Here is a 21,806-nt window from a genome sequence, read left to right as displayed (position 1 = left end):
GCGATGAACGGCGGACCGATTCAACGGGTCGTCACCAGCGGCACGTTCGAACTCGACGGCGGCAGTTGGGAAGTCGACAACAACATCTGGATCGTCGGCGACGACAACGACGTGATCGTGTTCGACGCCGCCCATGACGCCGCACCGATCCGGGCGGCGGTCGGGAGCCGCAACGTGGTGGCGATCGTCTGTACGCACGGGCACAACGACCACATCACCGTCGCCCCCGAACTGTCCGCGGCGCTCGACGCGCCGGTGCTGATGCACCCGGCCGACGACATGCTGTGGCGGATGACGCACCCCGACAACGATTTCCGCACCGTCGACGACGGCGACGCCCTCACCGTCGCCGGTATCGAGTTGCGCGCCCTGCACACCCCCGGGCATTCACCCGGTTCGGTGTGCTGGCACGCGCCCGAACTCAACGCGGTGTTCAGCGGCGACACGCTGTTCCAGGGTGGGCCCGGCGCGACCGGCCGGTCATTCTCCGACTTCCCGACGATCCTGGAGTCGATCTCGGGCCGGCTCGGCAAGCTGCCCGGCGACACCGTCGTCTACACCGGCCACGGCGACTCCACCACGATCGGCGACGAACTGGTCAACTACGACGATTGGGTGGCCCGGGGGCACTAGCCCTGATCCGACGTCGGCGGCATCTCGTCGGGCGCCAGGGGCCGGGCGCGTTTGGCGGCGCGCACCGACCAGAGCACCGACGGGATCAGCAGCACCGCGCCCGCCCCGGCGAGCAGGCCGAACACCCACGGCAACCAAGCGTGGCTGCTGCCGTGGCCGAACGCCAGGCGCGGGCTGATGTAGCCGTTGATGTCGCCGTCGGTGGTGACGCGGTAGGTGGCGCCCTGAGCGATTCGCGCAGTCCATACCCGCACATGGGTGTCGCTGTTGACTGTGGTTGTCGCGCCGATACTTTCGGTGACCACCGGGTCGGCCACACCGTCGGGCGGTTCGATGCTCAGGCTCATCCGCGGGATGGGAAATCCGGTCGTCGGCTGTCCGATGACCAGCGTGTGGAAACTGACGTTCACGTCACCCGCGGGGAGGTGGACTTCGCCGGAACCCGGGATCGGCACCTCGCCGTACGCGTCGTAGTCGTCGAGCACGAACGCGTTGAGGACCAACGTCGCGATGACGCCGGCGATGCCGACCACCACGGTCAGGGTGGATACGACGACAGCGAGGCGCGGGCCGAACCTTCCACTCATGGGCGAAGTCTGTCACGCCCACGGCCGCGAAGACTACGGTCGTGGGTGTGAACCGTCCGCATGTCTCGGACGTCGCGGTGCCCGAATCGAGCATCGTCGTACGTCCCGAACCGATGGAAAGCGAGTCCTACACCGCGAGTTCGCGTCTGCAGGCCGCCGGTTTGCGCCCGGCCATCGCGCTGTTCGAGAAGGCCGCATCGGAGGTGCCGTTGCCTGCCGCTCCGCAGCCGATCGTCATGGCCGACTACGGTGCGGCCACGGGCCACAATTCGCTGCTGCCGATCTGCTCGGCGGTGCGCGCGATACGCCAGCGGACCCGGCTTGACCACTCGGTTCTGATCGCCCACACCGATGTGCCCGACAATGACTTCTCGGCGTTGTTTCGCACGTTGACCGAGGATCCCGACAGTTACCTGCACGAGGATTCCAACACGTTCCCGACGGCGGTCGGCCGGTCCTTCTACGAGCAGATCCTGCCCACCAGCAGCGTGCATCTGGGGTGGAGTTCCTGGGCGGTGCAGTGGCTTCGCCGCGTCCCGGCGCCGATCCCCGACCATGTGCAGATGGCGTACAGCGCCAGCGCCGAGGTGCGCGCCGCCTACGCCAAGCAGGCCGCCGACGACTGGCTGGCGTTCATCGGGTGCCGCGGCAGGGAGTTGCGCCGCGGCGGCCGCCTGGTGGTGATGACGATGGCCGTCGACGACGCCGGCGAGTTCGGTTACCGTCCGCTGCTGGCGGCGTTGGTGGACACGCTCAACGAACTGGCCGGCCACGGTCTGCTTTCGGCCGACGAAGTACACCGGATGTGCATTCCGACCGTCGGCCGCAGCAAGGCCGACTTCATGGCGCCGTTCGCGCCGAAGGGCCGCTTCGAACAGCTCGAGATCGAGCACCTCGAGGTGTTCGACGCCGAAGACCGGTACTGGAAGCAGTACCAAATCAACAAAGACGCTGCGATTTTCGGCAGGCAATGGGCGTCGTTTCTGCGCGCGTCGGTGTTTCGGACGCTGGCCAGGGCGCTCGACGGTGGCCTGACCGATGCACGTGCGGAGGCCTTCTTCGACCGCTTGGAGGGCGGGGTCGGCGAACGCGTCGCCGCGGCGCCCGAGCAGATGCAGATACCGATGGCCCACCTGGTGCTGATCAAGCGGCCGAAGCTGCACTGAGGCTGCACCCGCGACGGGGCGCCGTCACGGACCCGGCGGTTGCGGTAATTGCGGCGCGGGCACCCACGGCAGTCCCGGGATCGTCGGGTACGGCGGGGTCGGACTCCACGGCGGGGGCTCCGGCGTGGTCGGCGGCGGGGGCTCCGGCGTGGTCGGCGGCGGGGGCTCCGGCGTGGTCGGCGGCGGGGGCTCCGGCGTGGTCGGCGGCGGGGGCTCCGGCGTGGTCGGCGGCGGTTCGGGCGGCGGTGGCGCCGTGACCGTCTGGGTCACCGGCGGGGGCGCCTGCTGGGTGACGGTGCGCGGTGGCGGGGGCGGTGCCTGCGTCACCTGCGCTGGTTCGCTGGTCGGCGGCGCCGTCGTGGCCGGCCGCGGGGTGGCCGTGATGGGGTCGGTGGTCGACGCCGGCGAGGGGGCGGCGTCGTCGCTGATGACGAACAGCGCCGCGGCGGTCAGCGCCGCCAGCACCGCGAGGACGCCGACGCCCGCCGCGACTGCGGGTTTGCGATACCACGGCAGCGGAGGCGGCGGCAGGTCGTCCCACGACTCGTGTTCGAACTGCACCTGCGGACGCGGTTCGGACGCCCGCCCGTTCACCACCGGATAGTCGTACGGGTCGGCGGCCGACACCTCCGGGATGTCCTCGGCGTCCGACCAGGCCAGCGCCCCGGGCGTGCCGGGCGGCGGCGGCGCGGCTTCGGGTGCCATGGCGGTCGCGGCGGCGGCCGACATCGACGTCGCGCCCTCCTCGACCGTCCCGCGCACGGCTGCCAGGCCCCCGCCGATCGCGGCCGTCAACTCGGGGTGCGCGGCGGTGATGACCGGTACCCGGAAGTGCTCGGACAGCGCGGTGGTGAGGATCGGGATGCGCGCACCGCCGCCCACCGATGCCACAGCGAGGATGTCGGCGTTGTGAATCCCGTTGCGTTCCAACGTGTCCTGTAACACCGCGGTGAACTCGGCGACCGGCTGGCGGATCGCTTCGTCGAGTTCGTTGCGGGTCACCCTGGCCTCGGTGCGGTGCCCTGGCAGGTCGGCGATCAGGGTGGTGGCGGCTGCGGTGGACAGCCGTTCCTTGGCGCCGCGGCACTGCGCGCGCAACCGGGCCAGCGATCCGATCGCCGACGTCCCGGACAGATCGATGCTGCCCGCCGCGGAGAGGTCCTCGATGACATGAGTGAGCAGCGCCTGATCGATAAGGTCACCGGACAGGTCGCTGTGCCGCACCGTCGGGCCGACGGGGGTGTAGCCGTTGGCCGCGTCGACCAGCGTGATGCTCGTTCCGCTGCCGCCGAAATCGCACAGGGCGATCACGCCGCGGGCGGGCACGCCCGGGTCGTCCTGCAGCGCGGTCAGCGCCGCGGTCGCATCCGAGACCACCGGCACCTGCTTGGGCTGCCGAAATTCGGGGACCGCGGCCAGCGCCTCGCGCAACGCGTCGACGGCGGCGGGGCGCCAGTGCGCGGGATGGGTCACGGTGATCGGCCCGGCGGGCACCCGGCCACCGCCGACCGCGTAGAGCATGGCGCGCAGCGCATCGGCCAGCACGACGTCGGCGCGGTGGGTGGTGCCGTCGGCGGCGACGATGCCGACCGGATCACCCACCCTGTCGACGAAGTCGGTGAGGATCAGCCCGCGCTCGTTGAGCCGCGGGTTCTCGCTGGGCACGCCGACCTCGGGCGGCCGGTGGGGGTAGCGCGTGAGTACCGGGGACCGCGACACCGCGGTCCGGCCCACTACCACGGCCGCCAGGTTGGTGGCCCCAACCGACAGCCCTACGCCGTCAGACATGGTTTCCCGTCTCGATGAAAATATCCCGATATCACGCCGCAGGGGCGAGGTTAGCGCTTCTCAGCGGATCGTCCCCGCCCCGGGGATCAGCGGTAGATCCAGCGCCGTCACCCAGCCCGGGGACAGGCTGTTGACCGCGGGGACCGCGTTGAGCGCGCGCAGCCCGGTGGCCAGGCAACCGGCGGCGGCCGCATCGCGACCCGATCCGTCGGTGAACCGGAATGCGGTCTCCTGGAAGATGCTCGGCGTGCCGTCGATCTCCACGCGGTAGACGTCGTTCTCGTTACCGGCCGGCCAGTCGGGTGCGGCGTCGTTGCCGATGCGGTTGACGTGTTCGAGCTGAATACGGGTCTGCCCCTGGTAAATCCCGTTGACGGTGAAGCGCACCGCGGCGACGTTGCCGGGTTCGATGATGCCCTTGGCGGTCTTGCGTTCGGTGGGCGTCACCCACTTGTCCCATGTCGTGGTGATCTCATCGAGCATGATGCCCGCAGCGTGCGCAATCATCGGTACCGTTGCGCCCCAGGCGAATACGAGGATGTCGGGGTTCTCCAGCAGCGGGCGGTACTCGGGCGGTTTGCCGATGCCCATCTCCCGGTCGTAGTCACCGGTGTAGTCGGTGTAGTCGAGCAGTTCGCTCGCGCGCACCTTGCGGACCTCCGAACACAGGCCCATCAGCGTCATCGGGAACAGGTCGTTGGCGAAACCGGGGTCGATGCCGGTGGTGAAGCACGACGACTCCCCCAACTCGCACGCCTGCGTGACGGGTTCGATCCAGTTCGGCGGGTTGAGGTGCATGCTCGGCCACACCCACGGGGTCATCGCCGTCGAACAGACGTCGATGCCTGCCCGCAGGAACCGGGTGATCAACGCGATGTTGTCGTCGGCGTGCGCCGCGGTGGGACCGTAGTGCACGAGCGCGTCGGGTTTCAGCGCGATCAGGGCGTCCACGTCGTCGGTCGCCGTCAACCCCAATGACGTTGCCAAGCCGCAGATTTCGCCGACATCGCGGCCCACCTTGTCGGGATTGCTCACGCCGACACCGACGAGTTCGAAATGCGGGTGCTTGACGATCTCGGCGATCACCATCTTGCCGACGAAACCGGTTCCCCAGATGACCACGCGTTTGGCGTCAGATTTCACGCCCTACACCTTAGAGCCGCCACGGGGGTTCGATCCGTTTGACGGACGGTGTCACTTAGTGACAGAGTGGACGTGTCACTAAGTGACAGCCGTTGTGAGAGGAGGGCACGATCCCCAACCTGGCCGAGGCGCGGCTGAGCGTTTCCCGCCTTGCGTGCGCGCTGTTCTGGGAACGCGGGGTGGCCGCCACGAGTGGCGATGACATCGCCGCGGCCGCGGGGCTCTCGACGCGCACGATCTGGCGCTACTTCCGGACCAAGGAGAGTTGCGTCGAGCCGGTGCTCGCGAAGTCCACCGACCGGTTCATCGCGGTGTTGGACCGGTGGCCACCGGAACTGTCGCTGGCCGAGCACCTCGTCGCCGACGCCGTCGAGCACCCGATGAGCCAGCAGGACATCGAAGACGAGTACACCGCGATGCGGATCGCGGCGAGCACGCAAACCGAGCCGGCGTTGCGCACCGCGTACCTGATGGTGCACGACCAACTCGAACGCGGCTTCATTCCGGTGATCGCCAAACGCCTGCGGCTGCCCGACGACGACCTGACGGTCCGGCTGTGCGCGGCCGCCGTCACCGCGGCGTTTCGCGTCGTCGACGAGGACGTCAGCACCGCCGTCGTCGTCGACGGCCAGAACGTCACCCAGCACGAGGTGCTGGCGCTGATCGACCGGGCGATCCGGGAGGCCACCAACGGCCGGCTCGGTGGACCCGTCCCGTCATGACCCAATCCGAAAGGAACCCGTGGCCCTGCCCGAAAAGATCTCTGTCGAAGAGTTTTTCAGCCCACCGGAGCGCGCGCTGGCGACGATCTCACCGGACGGCACCAGGATCGCCTACCTCGCGCCGTGGAAGAACCGGCTCAACGTGTGGGTGCAGAGTGTCGACTGCGATGAGGACTCGCGGTGCGTGACGGCCGACGAGACCCGCAGCGTCTACATGTACCGCTGGACCCACGATTCCCGGTGGCTGCTCTACGTGCAGGACAACGGCGGGGACGAGAACTGGCACGTGTACCGCGTCGACCCGGATGATCCCGGCGCCCCCGCCGTCGACCTGACGCCGTTTGCCGGGGCGAAAGCGATGTTCGAGTTGCCCGCCGGGCGGCCGGCGAAAGCGGTCGTTTACCTCAACACCCGCACCGTCGAGCTGCTCGACGTCTACGAACTCGACATCGCCTCCGGCGAGCTCACCCTGCTCGCGCAGAATCCCGGCGACGTGTTCGACTGGCTGTGCGCCCGCAACGGTGAGCTGTTCTCGTCGACGATGACCGCCGACGGTGATGTCTCGTTGGCGCGATGGGATACCGCGACACAGACGTCACATCCCATTTCGACGTACGACGGCGCCGACTACCCGGTGGGCATCCTGCCGATGCACGCCACCCCCGACGGCAGCGGCCTGTGGCTGGGTTCCAACAAGGACAGCAGCCGAGTTCGCCTGGCCCGCCTCGACGCCGCAACCGGTGAGGAGACCGAGGTCGACAGCCACCCGGTGTTCGACCTCGGCGGGCCACTCGGGATCGTGCCGACCCTCATCGTCAGCCAACGGACCGGCGAGCTGCTTGGCGCCCGCTATCACGGTGAGCGCCAATTGATTTCCGTTTTGGACCCGCACTTCGGTGCGGTGCTGGACAACCTGGCCAAGCTCTCCGACGGCGATCTGGCCACCGTGTCGTCGGATGCCAGCGAGCAGCGTTGGGTGGTCAGCTTCACCCACGACCGTGATCCCGACGTCACCTACTACTACGACCACTCGACAGGTGAAAGCCGGCAGCTGTTTCGGCCGTATCCGCATCTGGATCCGCAGGCGCTGGCGCCGATGACCCCGGTCACGATCACCTCCCGCGACGGACTGGCTCTCCCGTCGTATCTGAGCCTTCCGGTCGGCGTCGAACCGGTCGGGCTGCCGATGGTCCTGCTGGTGCACGGCGGTCCGTGGACCCGCGACAGCTGGGGTTATTCACCCGAGGTGCAACTGTTCACCAATCGCGGATATGCGGTGCTGCAGGTCAACTTTCGCGGCTCGACGGGGTTCGGAAAAGATTTCGTCAAGGCCGCGGTCGGTGAATTCGCCGGCAAGATGCACGACGACCTCATCGACGCCGTGGACTGGGCCGTCGAACAGGGCTACGCCGATCGCGATCGGGTCGCGATCTTCGGTGCCTCCTACGGCGGATACGCGGCGCTGGTCGGTGTCACGTTCACCCCGGATGTGTTCGCTGCGGCCGTCGACTACGTCGGCATCTCGAACCTCGCGACCTTCATGCGCACGCTGCCGGCCATCGCCCGCCCGTTTCTGGCCAACAACTGGCATCTGTTCGTCGGCGATCCCTCGGACCGGAAACAGGAGGCCGACATGCTGGCCCGCTCACCGATCACCCGGGCGGACCAGATCCGCACCCCGCTTCTGGTGATCCAGGGCGCCAACGACTCCCGCGTCGTCCAGGCCGAATCCGACAACCTGGTGGCGGCGCTGCGCAACCGCGGCGTCGAGGTCGAGTACATGGTCAAGGACGACGAGGGACACGGGTTCCTCAACCCGGAGAACCTGATCGACATGTACTCCGCGGTGGAGCGCTTCCTTGCCCGTCACCTCGGCGGCCGAGTGGCTACCGGGTGAGCGGATCCGGCGGCGTCGACGCTCAGAAGCAGCGGCGCAGGCCGCCCGGCTCACAGATCAGCGGATACTGGTCGACGGGGATGACCAGTGGGCGGTTGAAGGACATCGTGAGCGGCACTTCGAACATCGCTGCCTGCTCACCGCACGCGGCACCGTGGATCACCTTCATCGTTCCCACCCACGTGTACGGGTCGAACGCATAGATCGTGCGCTGCGGCGCGGTGCTGCCGTCCGCACAGACCTTGCCGTCGATCGTGGGGTATTCGAACGTCCAGCGCCCGCCGATCATCTTGGCCTCGGCGCCGGGCTGACCGCTCGGGGTGACCTTCAAGGTGCACCCGACCGGAAGCAACAGCGGTTCGCGCAGGTCACCGACCGTGGGCACGCACAGCGGGAAGATCTCCCACGTCGTGGCGGCCTGTCCGTCGATGTTGACGTTGTAGACACCCTCGGGAACGCCCGGGGCCTTGACGTCTCCTTGCGCCTGGGCGGGCGCAGCCAGCACGAGTGCCGTGGCAGCGCTGATCAGGGCCACCCCGAGCCCACGGAGAAGTCTCACGATGTGCACCCTTCCACCCTGCGTCCGACGTTGAACCGCGTCGAGTATGTCAGTGTGAACATGGCCCCGTCACCTGTTTCGCCGCGTCCGCGTTTCCCCGAGCGGCCTCAGCGGGTAGAACGCGGGTGCAGACGACTCCCGAGGTGATGGCGCATGAAACGGCTGGCGGTGACGGCAGCTGTCGCCGCCATCGCCTCTCTCGTCCTTGCCCTCACCGCGTGCTCACCTGGCCAACGGGTCGACCTCGGCGACGACGTGTCGGGCAACCTCATCGCCGCCATCTCCGGTGAACCCGACCAACTCGATCCGCACAAGACCACCGCCTACTTCTCGTTCGAGGTGCTGGAGAACGTCTTCGACACCCTCGTGCAGCCCGACGAAAACCTCGAAATGCGTCCCGCGCTCGCCGAGTCGTGGCAGATCAGCCCGGACCAACTCACCTGGACCTTCCATCTGCGCGGTGGTGTCAGCTTCCACGACGGCAGCCCGCTGCGCGCCGACGACGTCGTCTACTCCTACCACCGGATCATCGACGAGAAACTGGCCAACGTCGACAAGTTCAGCGCCGTCGCCGACGTCACCGCGCCCGACCCGCTGACCGTCGTCATCAACCTCGAGCGCCCGACCCCGAACCTGCTGACCAACCTCGGCGGTTTCAAGGGCATGGCGATCGTGTCGCGCCGCAACGTCGAAAGCGGTCAGATCGCCACCCACCCGGTGGGGACGGGCCCGTTCGAGTTCCTGGGCCAAAAGAGCGGTGACTCGATCACGCTCAGGGCCAACCCGTCATATTGGGGTGGGGCACCGAAGATCTCCGGTGTCACGTTCCGGTTCATCTCGGAACCGTCCACGGCGCTCTCAGCGCTGCAGGCCGGTGAGATCGACTGGACGGATTCGGTTCCCACCCAACGCGTTGCGCAGTTGCGCGAAGACGACTCGATCACGTTGGCGGTGACCGCCAGCAACGACTACTGGTATCTGGCGCTCAACGAAGCCCGGCCACCGTGGAACGACGTGCGGGTGCGCCGGGCCGTTGCGTACGGCATCGACCGCGACGCGATCGTGGCGGCCACGAGCTACGGCACCGCCACCGCGAACCAACTCGCGATCCCGGCAAACAACCCGTGGTACACCCCGTATCACCGCTACCGCTATGACCTGGACACCGCCCACCGGCTGCTGAACGAGGCCGGCGTCGGCGACGTCGGCATGGACCTGTTGGTCACCAGCGAGTATCCGCAAACCGTCACCGCCGCGCAGATCATCGCCGATAACCTTGCCCCGCTTGGTATCACGGTGAACATCCGCACCGTCGACTTCGCCACCTGGCTGGACCAGCAGAACACCGGCAACTTCGACATGCTCATGATGGGCTGGCTGGGCAACATCGACCCCGATGACTTCTACTACGCCCAGCACCATTCGCAGGGCACCAGCAACGCCCAGAAGTTCTCCGACCCCGAAGTGGACCGGCTGCTGGACGCGGGGCGGGTGGAGACCGACCGGCAGGCGCGCGGTGCGCTGTACGACGAGGCGGCCACGCTGATCGCCGACAAGGTGAGCTACATCTTCCTGTACAACCCGTCGGTGATCCAGGCGTGGACCCCGGCCCTGACGGGTTATACGGCCCGCCGCGACGCGGCGGTCCGGTTCCGCACCGCAGATCTGGCGCAGGGGCAGGAGCGATGACCCGCGTGCTGACGCATCCGGTCGTCGGGTTCCTGGCGCGCCGGTTGCTGTATTCGGCGGTGGTGATGGTCGGCGTACTCGTGGTGGTGTTCGCGCTCGTGCACCTGGTGCCCGGCGATCCCGTCCGGATCGCGCTGGGCACGCGCTACACACCGGAGGCCTACGACGCGCTGCGCCACGCCAGCGGGCTGGACAAGCCGATGGTGGCGCAGTTCTTCGGTTACCTCACGTCGGCGCTCACCGGCGATCTGGGGGTGAGCTTCCGCAACGGCGACCCGGTGACGCTGATCCTGCTCGAACGGCTGCCTGCGACAGTGTCTCTCGCGGTGGTCGGCATTCTCATCGCGCTGCTCATCGCGTTGCCGGCCGGGATCTGGTCGGCGCTGCACGAGGGCCGGCTCAGCGACGCGATCGTCAGGGTGGCCAGCCAGTTCGGCGTCTCGATCCCCGACTTCTGGATGGGCATTTTGCTGATCGCGCTGTTCGCGACCACGCTGGGGTGGCTGCCGACGTCGGGATACCGCCCGCTGTTCGAGGATCCGGCGGGCTGGCTGCGCCATATCGTGTTGCCCGCGTTGACGGTTGGGCTGGTGGCCGCGGCGATCATGACGCGCTACGTGCGCTCGGCGGTGCTCGAAGTCGCCGCCACCGGCTACGTCCGCACCGCGAGATCCAAGGGGTTGCCGCCCGCGGTGGTCACCTTCCGCCACACGGTGCGCAACGCGCTCATCCCGGTGCTGACCATCACCGGCATTCAACTGGCCACCATCCTCGGCGGGGTCATCGTCGTCGAGGTGGTGTTCGCCTGGCCCGGGCTGGGCCGACTGGTCTACAACGCCGTCGCGGCAAGGGATTACCCGGTGATCCAGGGCGCGGTGCTGCTGATCGCGGCGCTGTTCCTGCTCATCAACCTGATGGTCGACGCACTCTACGCTGTCGTCGACCCGAGGATCAGGTTGTCATGAGCGCCGACGGTGACCGGGATACGCGGGTGGCGTTCTGGCGGCTGCTGCTGGGCAATCCGGTGACGGCCGCCAGCGCAGCGGTGCTCGCGGTCATCGTGTTCGTCGCGCTGGGCGCGGATTGGCTTGCCCCGTATGGCGTCAACGATGTGGATGTGCCCAACGCGCTGCAACCGCCGAGCGGCGCGCACTGGTTCGGCACCGACGAGTTGGGCCGTGACGTGTTGTCCCGTGTGCTGGTGGCGATCCAGGCGTCGCTGCGGGTGGCGGTGGTCAGCGTCGCGTTCGCGGTGATCGTCGGCGTGACGGTCGGGGTGGTCTCCGGTTACCTCGGCGGCTGGTTGGACACGGTGTTCATGCGCATCGTCGACGTGATGTTCGCCTTCCCGGTGCTGATTCTGGCGTTGGCGGTGGTGGCCATCCTCGGCCCGGGAGTGACGACGACGATGCTGGCGATCGGGATCGTCTACACCCCGATCTTCGCCAGGGTGGCCAGGGGCAGCACGTTGAGCGTGCGCACCGAACCGTACGTCGCGGCGTCCCAGAGCATGGGCACCGGAAGCGGCTACATCCTGGCCCGGCATATCCTGCCGAACATCGCCGGGCCGCTGGTGGTTCAGACCTCGCTGTCGTTGGCGTTCGCCATCCTCGCCGAGGCGGCGTTGTCGTTTCTCGGGCTGGGCATTCAGCCGCCGGAACCGTCGTTGGGCCGGATGATCTTCGACTCGCAGGGCTTCGTGACGCTGGCGTGGTGGATGGCGGTGGTTCCCGGCGCGGCGATCGTCGTCACGGTGCTGGCGTTCAACCTGCTGGGCGACGGCCTGCGCGACGTGCTGGATCCCAAGCAGCGCACACTTGCCGAAGCCCGCCGAAAAGGGATGCAGCAATGACCGGCCCCACGCTGAGCGTGCGCGACCTGCGAGTGTCGATCGGTCGCCGCGAGATCGTGCACGGTATCTCGTTCGACGTACAGCCCGAACAGACGATGGGCATCGTCGGCGAGTCCGGCTCCGGTAAGACGATGACGGCGCTGGCCGCCACCGGGCTGCTCGACGCGCCCGGCGCCGTCGTCGCCGGAACGAGCGTGCTGGGCGCCGCTGCCGGCAAGGACGCCGTACAACTGGTCGGCGCGTCGGCGCGGTTGTTGCGCACCGTGCACGGCGGCCGGATCGGCTTCGTGTTCCAGGATCCCGCCACGTCGCTCAACCCGCTGCTGACGATCGAACGTCAGATCACCGAATCGATTGAGACACATCGTCGTTCAACGCGGCGCGAGGCCCGCGCCCGGGCGCTGGAGCTGCTGGAGGCCGTCGGCCTGCCCCAGCCCGAGTCGCGGCTGGACAGCTATCCGCATCAACTGTCGGGCGGACAGCGGCAACGCGTGATGATCGCGGTCGCGATGGCGTGTGACCCGCAACTGCTGATCGCCGACGAACCGACCACCGCGCTGGACGTGACGACGCAGGCCCAGATCGTCGCGCTGGTACGGGATCTGCAGCGCGACTTCGCCACCGCGGTGGTGTGGATCAGCCACGACCTCGGCGTGATCGGGCAGGTGGCCGACGACGTCACGGTGCTTCAGCACGGCCGCGCCGTCGAACAGGCCCCGATCGCCGACGTCTTCGACCGTCCGCAACATCCCTACACCCGTGAGCTGTTGGCCGCCCGTCCGCTGGTCGGGCACGCCGGGCCGGCGCCGGTCGACGACGCCGAGGTGTTGCTGGACGTCGCCGGCCTCGATGTGCGGTACCGGGTGACGACGACGACCGGCAAGCGGACCGTGCACGCGGTGGACCACCTGACGTTTTGCATCCGGCGCGGCACCACGCTGGGCCTGGTCGGCGAGTCCGGTTCGGGCAAGTCGACGGTGGCCGCGGCGCTGACCGGTCTGGTCAAACCCGACGCCGGCACCGCCACCATCGGCGGGGCCGACGTGATCGGCGTGCGGCGCTCGGCGGTCAAGTCGGTGCGCAGGCGGATCAGCCTGGTGCTACAGGACCCGTTCTCGTCGCTGAACCCCCGCGCGCGGGTGGGCACGTCGATCGCCGAGCCGCTGGTGGTGCATCGGCTGGCGCGGGGCAGGCAGGCGCGCCGGGCCCGGGTCGGCGAACTGCTCGAACTGGTCGGGCTGGCCGCCTCGTTCGCCAGCGCCTACCCGCACGAGTTGTCCGGTGGCGAACGCCAACGCGTGTCGATCGCGCGGGCCCTGGCCGTCGAACCCGACCTGGTGATCTTCGACGAAGCCACTGCGTCCCTTGATGTTTCGGTGCAGGCTCGGGTGCTCGACCTGTTGACCCGGCTGCAGCGTGAGCTGGGGTTGACCTACCTGTTCATCGCCCACGACCTGGCGATCGTGCAACAGATGAGCCATGACGTGCTCGTCATGCGCGACGGCGCCCAGGTCGAGTACCGTCCGGCGGCCGACCTGTTCGCCGCGCCCGAACACGACTACACCCGCGAGCTGCTGGCCGCGGTACCGCCGCCTCACCGCCGAAATAGCATTCCGGGTCGCTGATGCGGCGGCCCGGCAGCCATGGCGTCACGCTCGGCGTGAGAGGGTCTTGATCCATGACTTCACTAAGCGGCAAGGTCGCATTGGTCACGGGCGCGTCGGCGGGGTTGGGCGCCGCGGTCGCGCAACTGTTCGCCGAGCGCGGTGCGACGGTGTTCGGCATCGCGCGCGACGCCGAACGGATGGCGGCGGTCTTCGGCGAGATACCGGGTGGCAGGTACGCGTCGGTGGACGTCACCTCGTCGTCGGCGTGCCGCGACGCGGTGACGCAGTGCGTCGAGGCGTTCGGCCGGCTCGACGTCCTGGTCAACGTCGCGGGCTTCCACCAGATGCGCCACAGCACCGCGGTGACCGACGAGGACTGGGACCGCGACCTCGCGGTGAACCTGAACGGGCCGTTCTACCTGTGCCGCGCGGCCCTGCCGTACCTGCTGGAGAGCGGCGGCAACATCGTCAACGTCGCCTCGATCGCCGGCGTGGAAGGTGAGGTGTACTCCGCGGGCTACTGCGCGGCCAAGCACGGGCTGGTCGGCCTGACCCGCGCGCTGGCCGTCGAGTACACCAAGGAGAGGATCCGCGTGAACGCCGTCTGCCCCGGCGGAATGCCGACCGCGCAGACCACCGAGTTCACCGCGCCCGACAACGCCGACTGGGATCTGATTCTGCGGATCGCGTCACCGCGCGGCTTCATGGACACCGTCGACGTGGCCAAGGCGATCGCGTTCCTCGCCAGCGACGACGCCGCCGCGATCCACGGCGCGGTGTACCGGGTGGACAACGGTAAGGGTGCGGGCTAGAGCAGCTTGTGCTCGATCACGGTGGTCAGCTGTGGCTTTCGCCAGCCGCCGGTGACCTTCTCGATCCGCACGCCCATTTCCCCGCCGACGATCTCCAGCGTGCCGATCTGGTTGCGGAAGTGCGGCATCGTGACGGGCCGCCACCGTAGCCGCGGCATCCCGACCTTCGTGGTCCGCACCAGCGCCTTGCCGACGGCCTCGACGAACCCGGTGTGGCCGACGCGCAGCACGACGCGTTCGACCGCCGACGGTTCCTTGCGCAGCCCCGAGCACACCACCTGCCACACCTTGGTGCCCAGCCCGGCGACATCGTCGGGTGCCTCGACCTCGGTCACCCAGCAGTGGTGCACGTCGCCGCCGAACAGCACCATCGAGTCCGGCGCCGGCCCCCGCTTACCGCTCACCACGTCGATGACCAGATCCTCGAAGCGTCGATAGCTGTCCTGGAAGCAGGCCCAGTGGTCGAGGTTGGCGCCGATGCGCACCTTCTCCCCCAGCCCGGACAGCCGCCTGCCCCATGCGCCGTCACCCACCGCCTCCGACCAGGCTTCGATGTGGTGCATGCCGTACGGCAGCAGGATCGGCAGCGAGCTGGCGAACAGCAGATGGTCGTAGTTCCCGTCGACGTTGGCGGTGATCCAGTCCCATTCCTCGTCGGTGGTGATCCGACGGCGCCCTGGCTGAAGCTGGCGCCCGGAGCGGGCGTCGACGACGATCAGGCGCGCCGACCCGAGATCGCGGCACATACTGAAATGCGAGACACCGTCGTCTTTTTCGGCCATGCGCGCGAGCTCGCGGACCGCCTCGGTGCCGTCGCGGGTTTCCACCATACGCCGGAAGGTCTGGTCTTTGGCCAGCTCGTCGGGCGACATGTTGCCGAGGTGCTGATAGATCCAGTACGCCATCAGCCCGCCGATGATCCGGGTTTGATACCAGTCGGTCTGGCGCTTCTCCTGAAGCCAGGCCAACGAGGTGTTCCACTTGTCGTTGATCTCGTGATCGTCGAACATCATCGACGTCGGAACCGTCGAGAGCATCCACCGCACAACGGGATCGCGCCAGGCGTCCCAGTATCCGATGCAGTACTCCTCGAAGTCTTCGAGCACCTCGACGGGCCCGTCGGCGTGCACCTCGCGGTCGGCCACCAGGTCCCTGATCGTGTCGTTGACCTGATCGGCGTAGAGCTGGTCACCCATCATCAGCAGCGCATCCGGCCACAGCGCCGACGGCTGACGCAGCATCCGCATCCCGTAGGTGCGCAGCACGTCGATGCCCTGACCCTTGGGGTGCCACCAGTGCTGGTAGGTGTAGGGCGGGTGATGCGGGGACGACGCGCGGCACGACCCGAACAGCAGCCGCAACGAGCCGTCGCGCGGCATCAGCCGCACCCGGGGTTGCGGGAACTCGTAACCGGATGGCGGCCAAGCTTTCTGACCGTCGAGGCGAACCTCGTAGGGATGTTCACGGTCCGGGTCCAGCGACGTCACGCAGACGATCGCGAAGTGGTGACCCTCGACCTCGAAGGTGTCCGCGCGGTGGCCGAGCACCTCGACCTCGCACGGGATGTCCGTCTCCACCCAGATCGTCGCGTCGGTCTCACCGACGTGACGAAGCAGGGGCCCTACGCGAACCTCGGGCATCGCCCCATCATGCATCACCTAGCGATGGCAGCGGTGCCCGAGGCGCGATCTCAGTGTTCAGGCCGTCGACGTCCCAGGAAGAACGCCAACCCGATGGCGCCGAAGCCCAGCGTGCCGATCACCCCGGCCGCGACCATCAGGAAGATGTCGCGTCCGGTCAGGCCGGCCGACGACGACTCGTCGGATGCCAGCTGCAGACGGTAGTCGCCCGGCAGCGGACCCTCTTGGGGCTCCTCCAGACCCGGGAACTGCTGGGTCCGGTGCACCTCGAATTGCCGTTCACCGCTTGGCGTCTGGGTCCACACGCCCCATGCCGGCGTCGCACCGTCGAGAAGGACCTTGCGCTCACCGAACCGGGCGTCCTCGCCGACATCGACGATCCGACGGACTCGGAAGGGTTGGTAGGTCGCATCTGAGTAACGCACCTGTACGGGCACGTTGTCGTAACGCAGCACCCGCGGCGGAGGCGGCGGCAACGGCAGCCCGGCACCCGGGTAGTAGCCACCGCCGAAGAAGCTGCCCACCGCGATGTTGGTGAGGGCCTGGGCGGTGTCGATGGCCGCATTGATCGGGTTGAGGATCGCCGCGGTGAAGCTGTAGGCGGCGAACCTGGCGGCCTCCAGCACGATCCGCGACAGCGGCGGGATGTACATGATGCGGGGCCGCATGTCGTAGACGTAGACGATCCGCACCGGAGCCCGGAACGGGTTGGCGATGATCGGGCGGTAGTACCTGTCGTACTCGATCCATTCCGGACGCCACTGGCGTACGTTGCTGACGAACTCGGCCTGGCGACGCTCGGCACGACGCTCGACGCCGAATTCGGTCTTGGCGCTCGCCCCGATGTCCAGGCCCGGGATCTTCAGGCTGGTTTGGATCGAGTTCGCGAACGCGGCGACGTCCTTTTCAGCGGCCGGCTCGGGCTGCTTCTCGAGGATCGGCTCGGCGCTCTTGGCCAGCTTCACGTCCTCGGCCGGGGCCTCGAGGGTTTCGGGCTCCAGTGTCTTGATCTGCTTGGCGGCCTGCGAGATCGACACCGTCGGCGTCTCGGATTCGCCGTCGCGGGTCGTGGTCTTGCTCTCCGAGGTCGGCGACTCGCTGCTGGGCGACGACGGCGCCTTGCTGGCCTCGGTGTCGGGTGCGAGCGCCTCGGACGGGGCCACCGACGTGCCCGACGTCGGCGGCGCATCGGCGTCGGCCTGCGTGGTACGCGCAACCTTGCTCTCGGTGCTGGGGGCAGCGGAGCCGGCCGGTGAGCGCTCGGCGGTGCTCGACGGCTTGGACTCGTTGGTGGCCGACGGTTCCGGCTCGGCGGTGACGGCCGGTTCGGTGGGCTGCACCGTGGTGCCGACGGTGGTCTTCGGCGCCTGGGTCTGCGGCTCGGGTTCGGGCTGCTCGACGGCGGACGGGGCCTGCGTCTCCGGGGCCTGCGTCTTCGGGGCCTGCGTCTGCGGGGCCTGCGTCTGCGGGGCCTGGGTCTTCGGGGCCTGCGTCTGTGGCGCCTGGGTCTGCGGGGCCGGCTGTGACGGCGGCGCGGGCGCCTCTACCGCGGGGGCCGGGCCCTTCGGTTCCGGAGCCTGCTGTTTGGGCGCGTCCTCCTTGGGCGCCTTGGGGGCCTTGGGCGCCTCCTCCTGCTTGGGCTCTTTGGCCTTCGGCGCGGGCGCCATGACAGTCGTCGTCGGCCCACTCGGGTCGTCCGATCCCGGCTTGGCCAGCGCCGGTGCTATTCCTCCGGTAAGGGCTGTCAGCGAGATGACGATTCCGGACGCCAGAACGGCGACCACGCCACGCTTCGAGCAAAATTCAAGCGGTGCACCCATTGTGCGTTTGCTCCTTCAAAACATGCGCGTCGACTCCCCCAACGCTGGTGCCTGTTTCCAGCAGTCGCGGCGCTCGACAGTTTCATCGCTAATTCGGCCGTAGTAGTTACAGACCCGAGCGACGGAAAAAATATTTCTGGGCTACGGCTTTCGACGCAGGGCGCCGACCACCAGGACGATCCCGACCAGCGCGATGAGGGGACCCAGAATGGACCAGGTCGTGGTGTTGCTCATCGGGCTGCCGCCCACCATGCCGAAACCCTGCAGCGCGAACAGAAGGCCGAACGCCGCGACGATCACTCCGATGACGGCTATGGCGATTCGCATGGTTTCACCCTAGGGGCAGCGTTGTCAGCGGCGACCGGCGAGGTACTTGCGGTAGGCCTCGGCGGCGGCCGCCAATTCGGGGCGCGCATCCAGCACGGGTTGCAGCTTCTTGCGCGCGGCCTCGCGCTTGTAGGGCAGGAACTCCGTCGGGAAGTTGCCGTCGTGCGGCTGGTAGTCCCGCAGCACCCGGCGCGCGACGGTGGCCATGTGCACCTCGTCGACGCCGTCGGCGATGCCCATCGTCGGCGCACCGGCGTACATCGCCTGGATCGGGGTGAGGTCGGTGGTGCCCAGCGAGCCGAGGATGTGCAGCGCGTTGAACGACACGTCGCGCAGCACCCGCGCCATCGTGAACTTGACGGCGGCGATGTCGGTGCGCGCCTCCTGCGTCGAGGTCTGGTCGATCTTCCACGCGGTCTCCAGCACGAACAGTCGCAGCATCTTGATCATCGCGTAGGACTCGGCGATCTTCTCCTGCACCATCTGGTGTTCGGAGATGACCTTGCCGTGCGATTCGCGGCTCAGCGCCCGCTCGCACATCATGTCGAAGGCCAGGTTGCACTGCGCGATGGTGCGCATGGCGTGGTGGATGCGCCCGCCGCCCAGACGCCGCTGCGCCAGCATCTTCGCGCCGTCCTCCGGGCCCAGAAGATGATCGAGCGGCACCCGCACGTCGCGGTAGACGATGTGGTTGTGGTTGCGCGGTTCGGGCATGATCTCCACGCCCGGCGCCTTGCGCGGCACCACGAACATGCCGTTGGTGCACATCACGAAGAGGATGTCGGCGACGCGGCCGGCCGAGGTGAACCACTTCTCGCCGTTGATCACCCATTCGTCACCGTCGCGCACGGCGTGGGTCTTGAACAGGTTGGGGTCGCTGCCACCCTGGGGTTCGGTCATCGAGTAGGCCGAGAACATGTCCTGGTTGAGCAGCGGCTTGAGCCAGCGTTGCTTCTGCTCCTCGGTGCCGTACGCGGCGAGCATCTCCATGTTGCCGGTGTCGGGTGCGGACGCCCCGAACATGTGCGGGGCGCCGGCGTAGCGTCCGATGACCTCGTTGAGCAGGCCGAGCTTGAGCTGTCCGTAGCCGGGGCCGCCGAGTTCGCGGTCCAGGAAGATCGCCCACAGGCCCTGGTCCTTGACCTCCTGCTGCAGCTCACGCACATAGGCCTTGACCGCGGGGTCCGGTGAGCGCACCGCGTGCGGAAACACGTGATCGAGCGGTTCGACCTTCTCCTCGCAGAACTGCTTGACCCAGTCGAGCTTTTCCTGAAATTCCGGTTCGGTGCTGAAATCCCACGCCATGCCAGCAGTCTGTCATCACGCCTCTGACGCCAAGCAGCAATCCCGGCCTCGGTCACGCTCCTGTGTCAATCTGCATCCAATCGCGCCTGCCGCGACCAGAAGCGGGTAGTAAAGCGGTAGGAAAGACATGACATGACGACGCTTGCGCGACACACAGCGCTGTTGGTGCTAGGAATCGGCTCGCTGTTGGCCGCACCCCACGCTGCCGCATCACCCGACGACGATTTCTGCCGCAGCATGACCTCGGTAGGTTTCACCGGCAACTGCGCGACCCTGAGCACCCTGGCCCGCGACGTATGCGCGCAACTCGCGCGCGGCGCCGATGCGTCGGCGGTGGCCGAGAAGTTGGACATCACGACGAAAGACGAAACGCTGTCGAACTTCATCGTGGCCGGTGCTCGGCTGTACTTCTGCCCGGAGCCCCACCAAACCTGAACCGCTAAACTTCGACGGCAATGAATGCCGGTGGGCCCCGATCTGAAATCGCCAGGATTGTTGCTGTCGCGGGCATCGCCATGATGTTGTCGGTCCTCGTCGGATGCTCGACCTCGGAGCGGCCGGAAACATCCGCCACGACGACAGCGGCACCCGCGAACCCCGCACCCGCTGCCGAGCCCCCGCACCGTGAGCTCGCGTCCGACCCCGTCGACATCGCCGAGGGCCTGGTTGCCGACGAACATGCGTTGCGCGACCCGTCGTCCTCGGAGGCGGCGCTGACGGCGGCGGCGCAACGGCAGCAAGCGGCCTACCGGGCCATCGGACGCCATCCTGAATGGGACCCGATCGTGCGTCCACGGATCCCGCCCGAGCTCCTGGGGGTCTACGACCTCAATGTCAACGCGCGCCGGGAACTCGGCGTGATGAGCCGGCCGAAGGACACCCTGCCGGCGTGGCGGATCGTCGCGCCCACACCGGCGGCCGAACTCATGGATTACTACCGGGAGGCCGAAGCGGAGTTCGGTGTCGACTGGAACTATCTGGCGGCCATCAACCTCGTCGAAACCGCGTTCGGCCGCGTCGCCGGGGTGAGTACCGCGGGCGCGCAGGGTCCTATGCAGTTCATGCCCGCCACGTTCGCCACGTTCGGCGCGGGCGGGGACATCCACTCGCCGCGCGACAGCATCATGGCGGCAGGACGCTACTTGGCCGCCAACGGGTTCGCCGGAAACCGCGATCACGCGCTGTACCGGTACAACAACTCGAACAACTATGTACGGGCCATCAACGACTACGCCGCCGCCATGGCCGCCGACCCCGCCGCGTTCACCGGCTATCACCGGTGGGAGGTCTACTACCTGACGACATCCGGTGATGTGCTCCTGCCGATCGGATACGCCGAGCCTACTCCGATTCCTGTTGCGAATTACCCTGGCGCGGTGACGAACACGGCGCTCGAGGTTCAGATCTCCGAACAGAGCGCACAGATCCTCGAGAGGATGCTGACGGCCAGGAACGGTGCGGCCGGTGCAGGCGCCGACGCGATTTCGCAGCAGTTCGTTGGAACGCCTTATGGCGCAGACACTCTCGTCGGCTCCGCGAACGCGCCGGAGAAGCTGGTGGTGGAGTTGGAGAAGGTGGACTGCTTCACCTATGCCGACTACGTCGAAGCGCTGAAGCGGGCGAGCAATCGCGAGGAGTTCCTCGACGCGCTCATCGACGTGCGCTACAAAAACGGCGTCGTCGCATTCCAGAACAGGAAGCACTTCTTCACCGACTGGGCCGCCGCATCGCCCGCAGTGGCGACCGACGTCACCGCGACGTTGAGCCCCAACGTGATTGAGGTGCACAAGAACCTCAACGAAAAGGACTCAGGCGGCCTCTACCTACCCGGGCTACCGGTGGTGCCCAGGACCATTTCCTACATTCCCAGTTCCCAGGTCGACGGCGGCGTGCTGAGCCAACTGCGCACGGGTGACTACATCGGGGCGTTCGCCGAAGACGGCGGCCTCGACGTCACCCACGTCGGCATCTTCGTCGCCACACCCGACGGGCCGGTGTTCCGCAACGCCTCGTCGTTACGCGCGCACGAGAAGGTCATCGATCAACCGCTGGCCGAGTACCTGCAGACCGTGCCGGGCGTGGTCGTGCTCCGCCCGACCCAATAGCGTTTGCTGGAGCTCCTCGGTGGGGTACAGCGAACGCGATCGAACATCTTCGTCGCGTGTTCTTCGAAGTCGCGTACACCGCGCGCCGGAAGCGGTAATTTGCTGCAAACGTCAATAATTCGCTGCACCGCTTCGCGTCGCGCGGGCATGGAAG

The 21,806-nt window shown here is 67.8% G+C and carries 19 protein-coding genes and 1 pseudogene; 12 read left to right on the top strand and 8 right to left on the bottom strand.

The features are described from left to right. The first annotated feature begins 3 nt into the window (after positions 1 to 3). Positions 4 to 633: an MBL fold metallo-hydrolase gene (locus K3U96_RS10580; RefSeq protein ID WP_069404891.1), complete on the top strand. Its 630-nt coding sequence runs from the start codon at positions 4 to 6 to the stop codon at positions 631 to 633. On the opposite strand, the gene K3U96_RS10575 is transcribed toward K3U96_RS10580, so the two are convergent. Further along, positions 630 to 1,220: an SHOCT domain-containing protein gene (locus K3U96_RS10575; protein WP_220692975.1), complete on the bottom strand. Its 591-nt coding sequence runs from the start codon at positions 1,218 to 1,220 to the stop codon at positions 630 to 632. The genes K3U96_RS10580 and K3U96_RS10575 overlap by 4 nt on opposite strands. A 77-nt stretch (positions 1,221 to 1,297) precedes the next feature. Between K3U96_RS10575 and K3U96_RS10570 the strand changes: the two genes are divergently transcribed. Beyond that, a complete protein-coding gene (locus K3U96_RS10570; RefSeq protein WP_220693481.1) occupies positions 1,298 to 2,386 on the top strand; it encodes a class I SAM-dependent methyltransferase in 1,089 nt (362 codons plus the stop codon). Between the two features lie 24 nt (positions 2,387 to 2,410). Here K3U96_RS10570 and K3U96_RS10565 read toward each other — a convergent pair whose 3' ends face one another. Together K3U96_RS10565 and K3U96_RS10560 are read right to left on the bottom strand one after the other, a co-directional pair. Beyond that, positions 2,411 to 4,174: an Hsp70 family protein gene (locus K3U96_RS10565; RefSeq protein ID WP_220692974.1), complete on the bottom strand. Its 1,764-nt coding sequence runs from the start codon at positions 4,172 to 4,174 to the stop codon at positions 2,411 to 2,413. Positions 4,175 to 4,234: 60 nt separating this feature from the next. Next, positions 4,235 to 5,317 carry an NAD(P)H-dependent amine dehydrogenase family protein gene (locus K3U96_RS10560; protein WP_220692972.1) on the bottom strand — a complete coding sequence of 361 codons (1,083 nt, stop codon included), beginning with the start codon at positions 5,315 to 5,317 and terminating at the stop codon, positions 4,235 to 4,237. A gap of 110 nt (positions 5,318 to 5,427) precedes the next feature. On the opposite strand from K3U96_RS10560, the gene K3U96_RS10555 reads away from it, so the two are divergent. Together K3U96_RS10555 and K3U96_RS10550 are read left to right on the top strand one after the other, a co-directional pair. Continuing rightward, complete coding sequence (locus K3U96_RS10555; RefSeq protein WP_452299539.1) at positions 5,428 to 6,039, top strand: TetR/AcrR family transcriptional regulator; 612 nt, start codon at positions 5,428 to 5,430, stop codon at positions 6,037 to 6,039. Positions 6,040 to 6,058: 19 nt separating this feature from the next. Then, positions 6,059 to 7,936 (top strand): S9 family peptidase, encoded by a 1,878-nt coding sequence (locus tag K3U96_RS10550; RefSeq protein ID WP_220692971.1) that lies wholly within the window; start codon positions 6,059 to 6,061, stop codon positions 7,934 to 7,936. A gap of 22 nt (positions 7,937 to 7,958) precedes the next feature. On the opposite strand, the gene K3U96_RS10545 is transcribed toward K3U96_RS10550, so the two are convergent. After that, positions 7,959 to 8,495: a hypothetical protein gene (locus K3U96_RS10545; RefSeq protein WP_069406690.1), complete on the bottom strand. Its 537-nt coding sequence runs from the start codon at positions 8,493 to 8,495 to the stop codon at positions 7,959 to 7,961. Positions 8,496 to 8,648: 153 nt separating this feature from the next. Between K3U96_RS10545 and K3U96_RS10540 the strand changes: the two genes are divergently transcribed. Genes K3U96_RS10540 through K3U96_RS10520 form a run of 5 tightly spaced genes read left to right on the top strand, consistent with a single transcriptional unit; the run spans position 8,649 to position 14,455 of the window. Next, positions 8,649 to 10,184, top strand: a complete 1,536-nt coding sequence (locus K3U96_RS10540) for an ABC transporter substrate-binding protein (protein WP_220692970.1) — start codon at positions 8,649 to 8,651, stop codon at positions 10,182 to 10,184. Further along, positions 10,181 to 11,149 carry an ABC transporter permease gene (locus K3U96_RS10535; protein ID WP_220692969.1) on the top strand — a complete coding sequence of 323 codons (969 nt, stop codon included), beginning with the start codon at positions 10,181 to 10,183 and terminating at the stop codon, positions 11,147 to 11,149. The genes K3U96_RS10540 and K3U96_RS10535 overlap by 4 nt, the downstream gene beginning before the upstream one ends. Beyond that, complete coding sequence (locus K3U96_RS10530) at positions 11,146 to 12,036, top strand: ABC transporter permease (RefSeq protein ID WP_220692968.1); 891 nt, start codon at positions 11,146 to 11,148, stop codon at positions 12,034 to 12,036. Before K3U96_RS10535 ends, K3U96_RS10530 begins: the two co-directional genes overlap by 4 nt. Next, positions 12,033 to 13,661: a dipeptide ABC transporter ATP-binding protein gene (locus tag K3U96_RS10525; RefSeq protein ID WP_220692967.1), complete on the top strand. Its 1,629-nt coding sequence runs from the start codon at positions 12,033 to 12,035 to the stop codon at positions 13,659 to 13,661. The genes K3U96_RS10530 and K3U96_RS10525 overlap by 4 nt, the downstream gene beginning before the upstream one ends. Before the next feature lie 53 nt (positions 13,662 to 13,714). Continuing rightward, positions 13,715 to 14,455: an SDR family NAD(P)-dependent oxidoreductase gene (locus K3U96_RS10520; protein WP_220692966.1), complete on the top strand. Its 741-nt coding sequence runs from the start codon at positions 13,715 to 13,717 to the stop codon at positions 14,453 to 14,455. On the opposite strand, the gene K3U96_RS10515 is transcribed toward K3U96_RS10520, so the two are convergent. From K3U96_RS10515 to K3U96_RS10500, 4 genes are all read right to left on the bottom strand, one after another. Continuing rightward, positions 14,452 to 16,095 (bottom strand): DUF7800 domain-containing protein, encoded by a 1,644-nt coding sequence (locus K3U96_RS10515; protein ID WP_220692964.1) that lies wholly within the window; start codon positions 16,093 to 16,095, stop codon positions 14,452 to 14,454. The genes K3U96_RS10520 and K3U96_RS10515 overlap by 4 nt on opposite strands. A 50-nt stretch (positions 16,096 to 16,145) precedes the next feature. Next, on the bottom strand, positions 16,146 to 17,879 hold the full coding sequence (locus K3U96_RS10510; protein WP_230982422.1) for a hypothetical protein: 1,734 nt from the start codon (positions 17,877 to 17,879) through the stop codon (positions 16,146 to 16,148). Positions 17,880 to 18,056: 177 nt separating this feature from the next. Next, positions 18,057 to 18,242 carry a hypothetical protein gene (locus K3U96_RS10505; protein ID WP_069403213.1) on the bottom strand — a complete coding sequence of 62 codons (186 nt, stop codon included), beginning with the start codon at positions 18,240 to 18,242 and terminating at the stop codon, positions 18,057 to 18,059. Between the two features lie 24 nt (positions 18,243 to 18,266). Then, positions 18,267 to 19,547, bottom strand: a complete 1,281-nt coding sequence (locus K3U96_RS10500; RefSeq protein ID WP_220692961.1) for an acyl-CoA dehydrogenase family protein — start codon at positions 19,545 to 19,547, stop codon at positions 18,267 to 18,269. 132 nt (positions 19,548 to 19,679) lie between these two features. Here K3U96_RS10500 and K3U96_RS10495 point away from each other — a divergent pair, with 132 nt between their 5' ends. The 3 genes and pseudogenes from K3U96_RS10495 to K3U96_RS26895 all read left to right on the top strand — a co-directional run bounded on the left by K3U96_RS10495 (position 19,680) and on the right by K3U96_RS26895 (position 21,652). After that, complete coding sequence (locus K3U96_RS10495) at positions 19,680 to 19,982, top strand: DUF732 domain-containing protein (protein WP_069403211.1); 303 nt, start codon at positions 19,680 to 19,682, stop codon at positions 19,980 to 19,982. A gap of 80 nt (positions 19,983 to 20,062) precedes the next feature. Continuing rightward, positions 20,063 to 20,923: pseudogene (locus K3U96_RS26900) on the top strand (lytic transglycosylase domain-containing protein); the annotation flags it as partial. 60 nt (positions 20,924 to 20,983) lie between these two features. Further along, positions 20,984 to 21,652 (top strand): DUF1460 domain-containing protein, encoded by a 669-nt coding sequence (locus tag K3U96_RS26895; RefSeq protein ID WP_230982499.1) that lies wholly within the window; start codon positions 20,984 to 20,986, stop codon positions 21,650 to 21,652. Positions 21,653 to 21,806 lie beyond the last annotated feature (154 nt).

Source organism: Mycolicibacterium holsaticum DSM 44478 = JCM 12374 (assembly GCF_019645835.1).
Classification (GTDB): Bacteria; Actinomycetota; Actinomycetes; order Mycobacteriales; family Mycobacteriaceae; genus Mycobacterium; species Mycobacterium holsaticum.
This window is presented reverse-complemented; position numbering and strand designations above follow the sequence as displayed.

Excerpts from the sequence above, each read along its gene's own strand:
- K3U96_RS10580 (WP_069404891.1), top strand. The coding sequence starts at position 4 with ATGAACGGCGGACCGATTCAACGGGTCGTCACCAGCGGCACGTTCGAA.
- K3U96_RS10575 (WP_220692975.1), bottom strand. The coding sequence starts at position 1,220 with ATGAGTGGAAGGTTCGGCCCGCGCCTCGCTGTCGTCGTATCCACCCTG.
- K3U96_RS10565 (WP_220692974.1), bottom strand. The coding sequence starts at position 4,174 with ATGTCTGACGGCGTAGGGCTGTCGGTTGGGGCCACCAACCTGGCGGCC.
- K3U96_RS10540 (WP_220692970.1), top strand. The coding sequence starts at position 8,649 with ATGAAACGGCTGGCGGTGACGGCAGCTGTCGCCGCCATCGCCTCTCTC.
- K3U96_RS10535 (WP_220692969.1), top strand. The coding sequence starts at position 10,181 with ATGACCCGCGTGCTGACGCATCCGGTCGTCGGGTTCCTGGCGCGCCGG.
- K3U96_RS10530 (WP_220692968.1), top strand. The coding sequence starts at position 11,146 with ATGAGCGCCGACGGTGACCGGGATACGCGGGTGGCGTTCTGGCGGCTG.
- K3U96_RS10525 (WP_220692967.1), top strand. The coding sequence starts at position 12,033 with ATGACCGGCCCCACGCTGAGCGTGCGCGACCTGCGAGTGTCGATCGGT.
- K3U96_RS10520 (WP_220692966.1), top strand. The coding sequence starts at position 13,715 with ATGACTTCACTAAGCGGCAAGGTCGCATTGGTCACGGGCGCGTCGGCG.
- K3U96_RS10515 (WP_220692964.1), bottom strand. The coding sequence starts at position 16,095 with ATGCCCGAGGTTCGCGTAGGGCCCCTGCTTCGTCACGTCGGTGAGACC.
- K3U96_RS10505 (WP_069403213.1), bottom strand. The coding sequence starts at position 18,242 with ATGCGAATCGCCATAGCCGTCATCGGAGTGATCGTCGCGGCGTTCGGC.
- K3U96_RS10500 (WP_220692961.1), bottom strand. The coding sequence starts at position 19,547 with ATGGCGTGGGATTTCAGCACCGAACCGGAATTTCAGGAAAAGCTCGAC.
- K3U96_RS10495 (WP_069403211.1), top strand. The coding sequence starts at position 19,680 with ATGACGACGCTTGCGCGACACACAGCGCTGTTGGTGCTAGGAATCGGC.
- K3U96_RS26895 (WP_230982499.1), top strand. The coding sequence starts at position 20,984 with ATGCTGACGGCCAGGAACGGTGCGGCCGGTGCAGGCGCCGACGCGATT.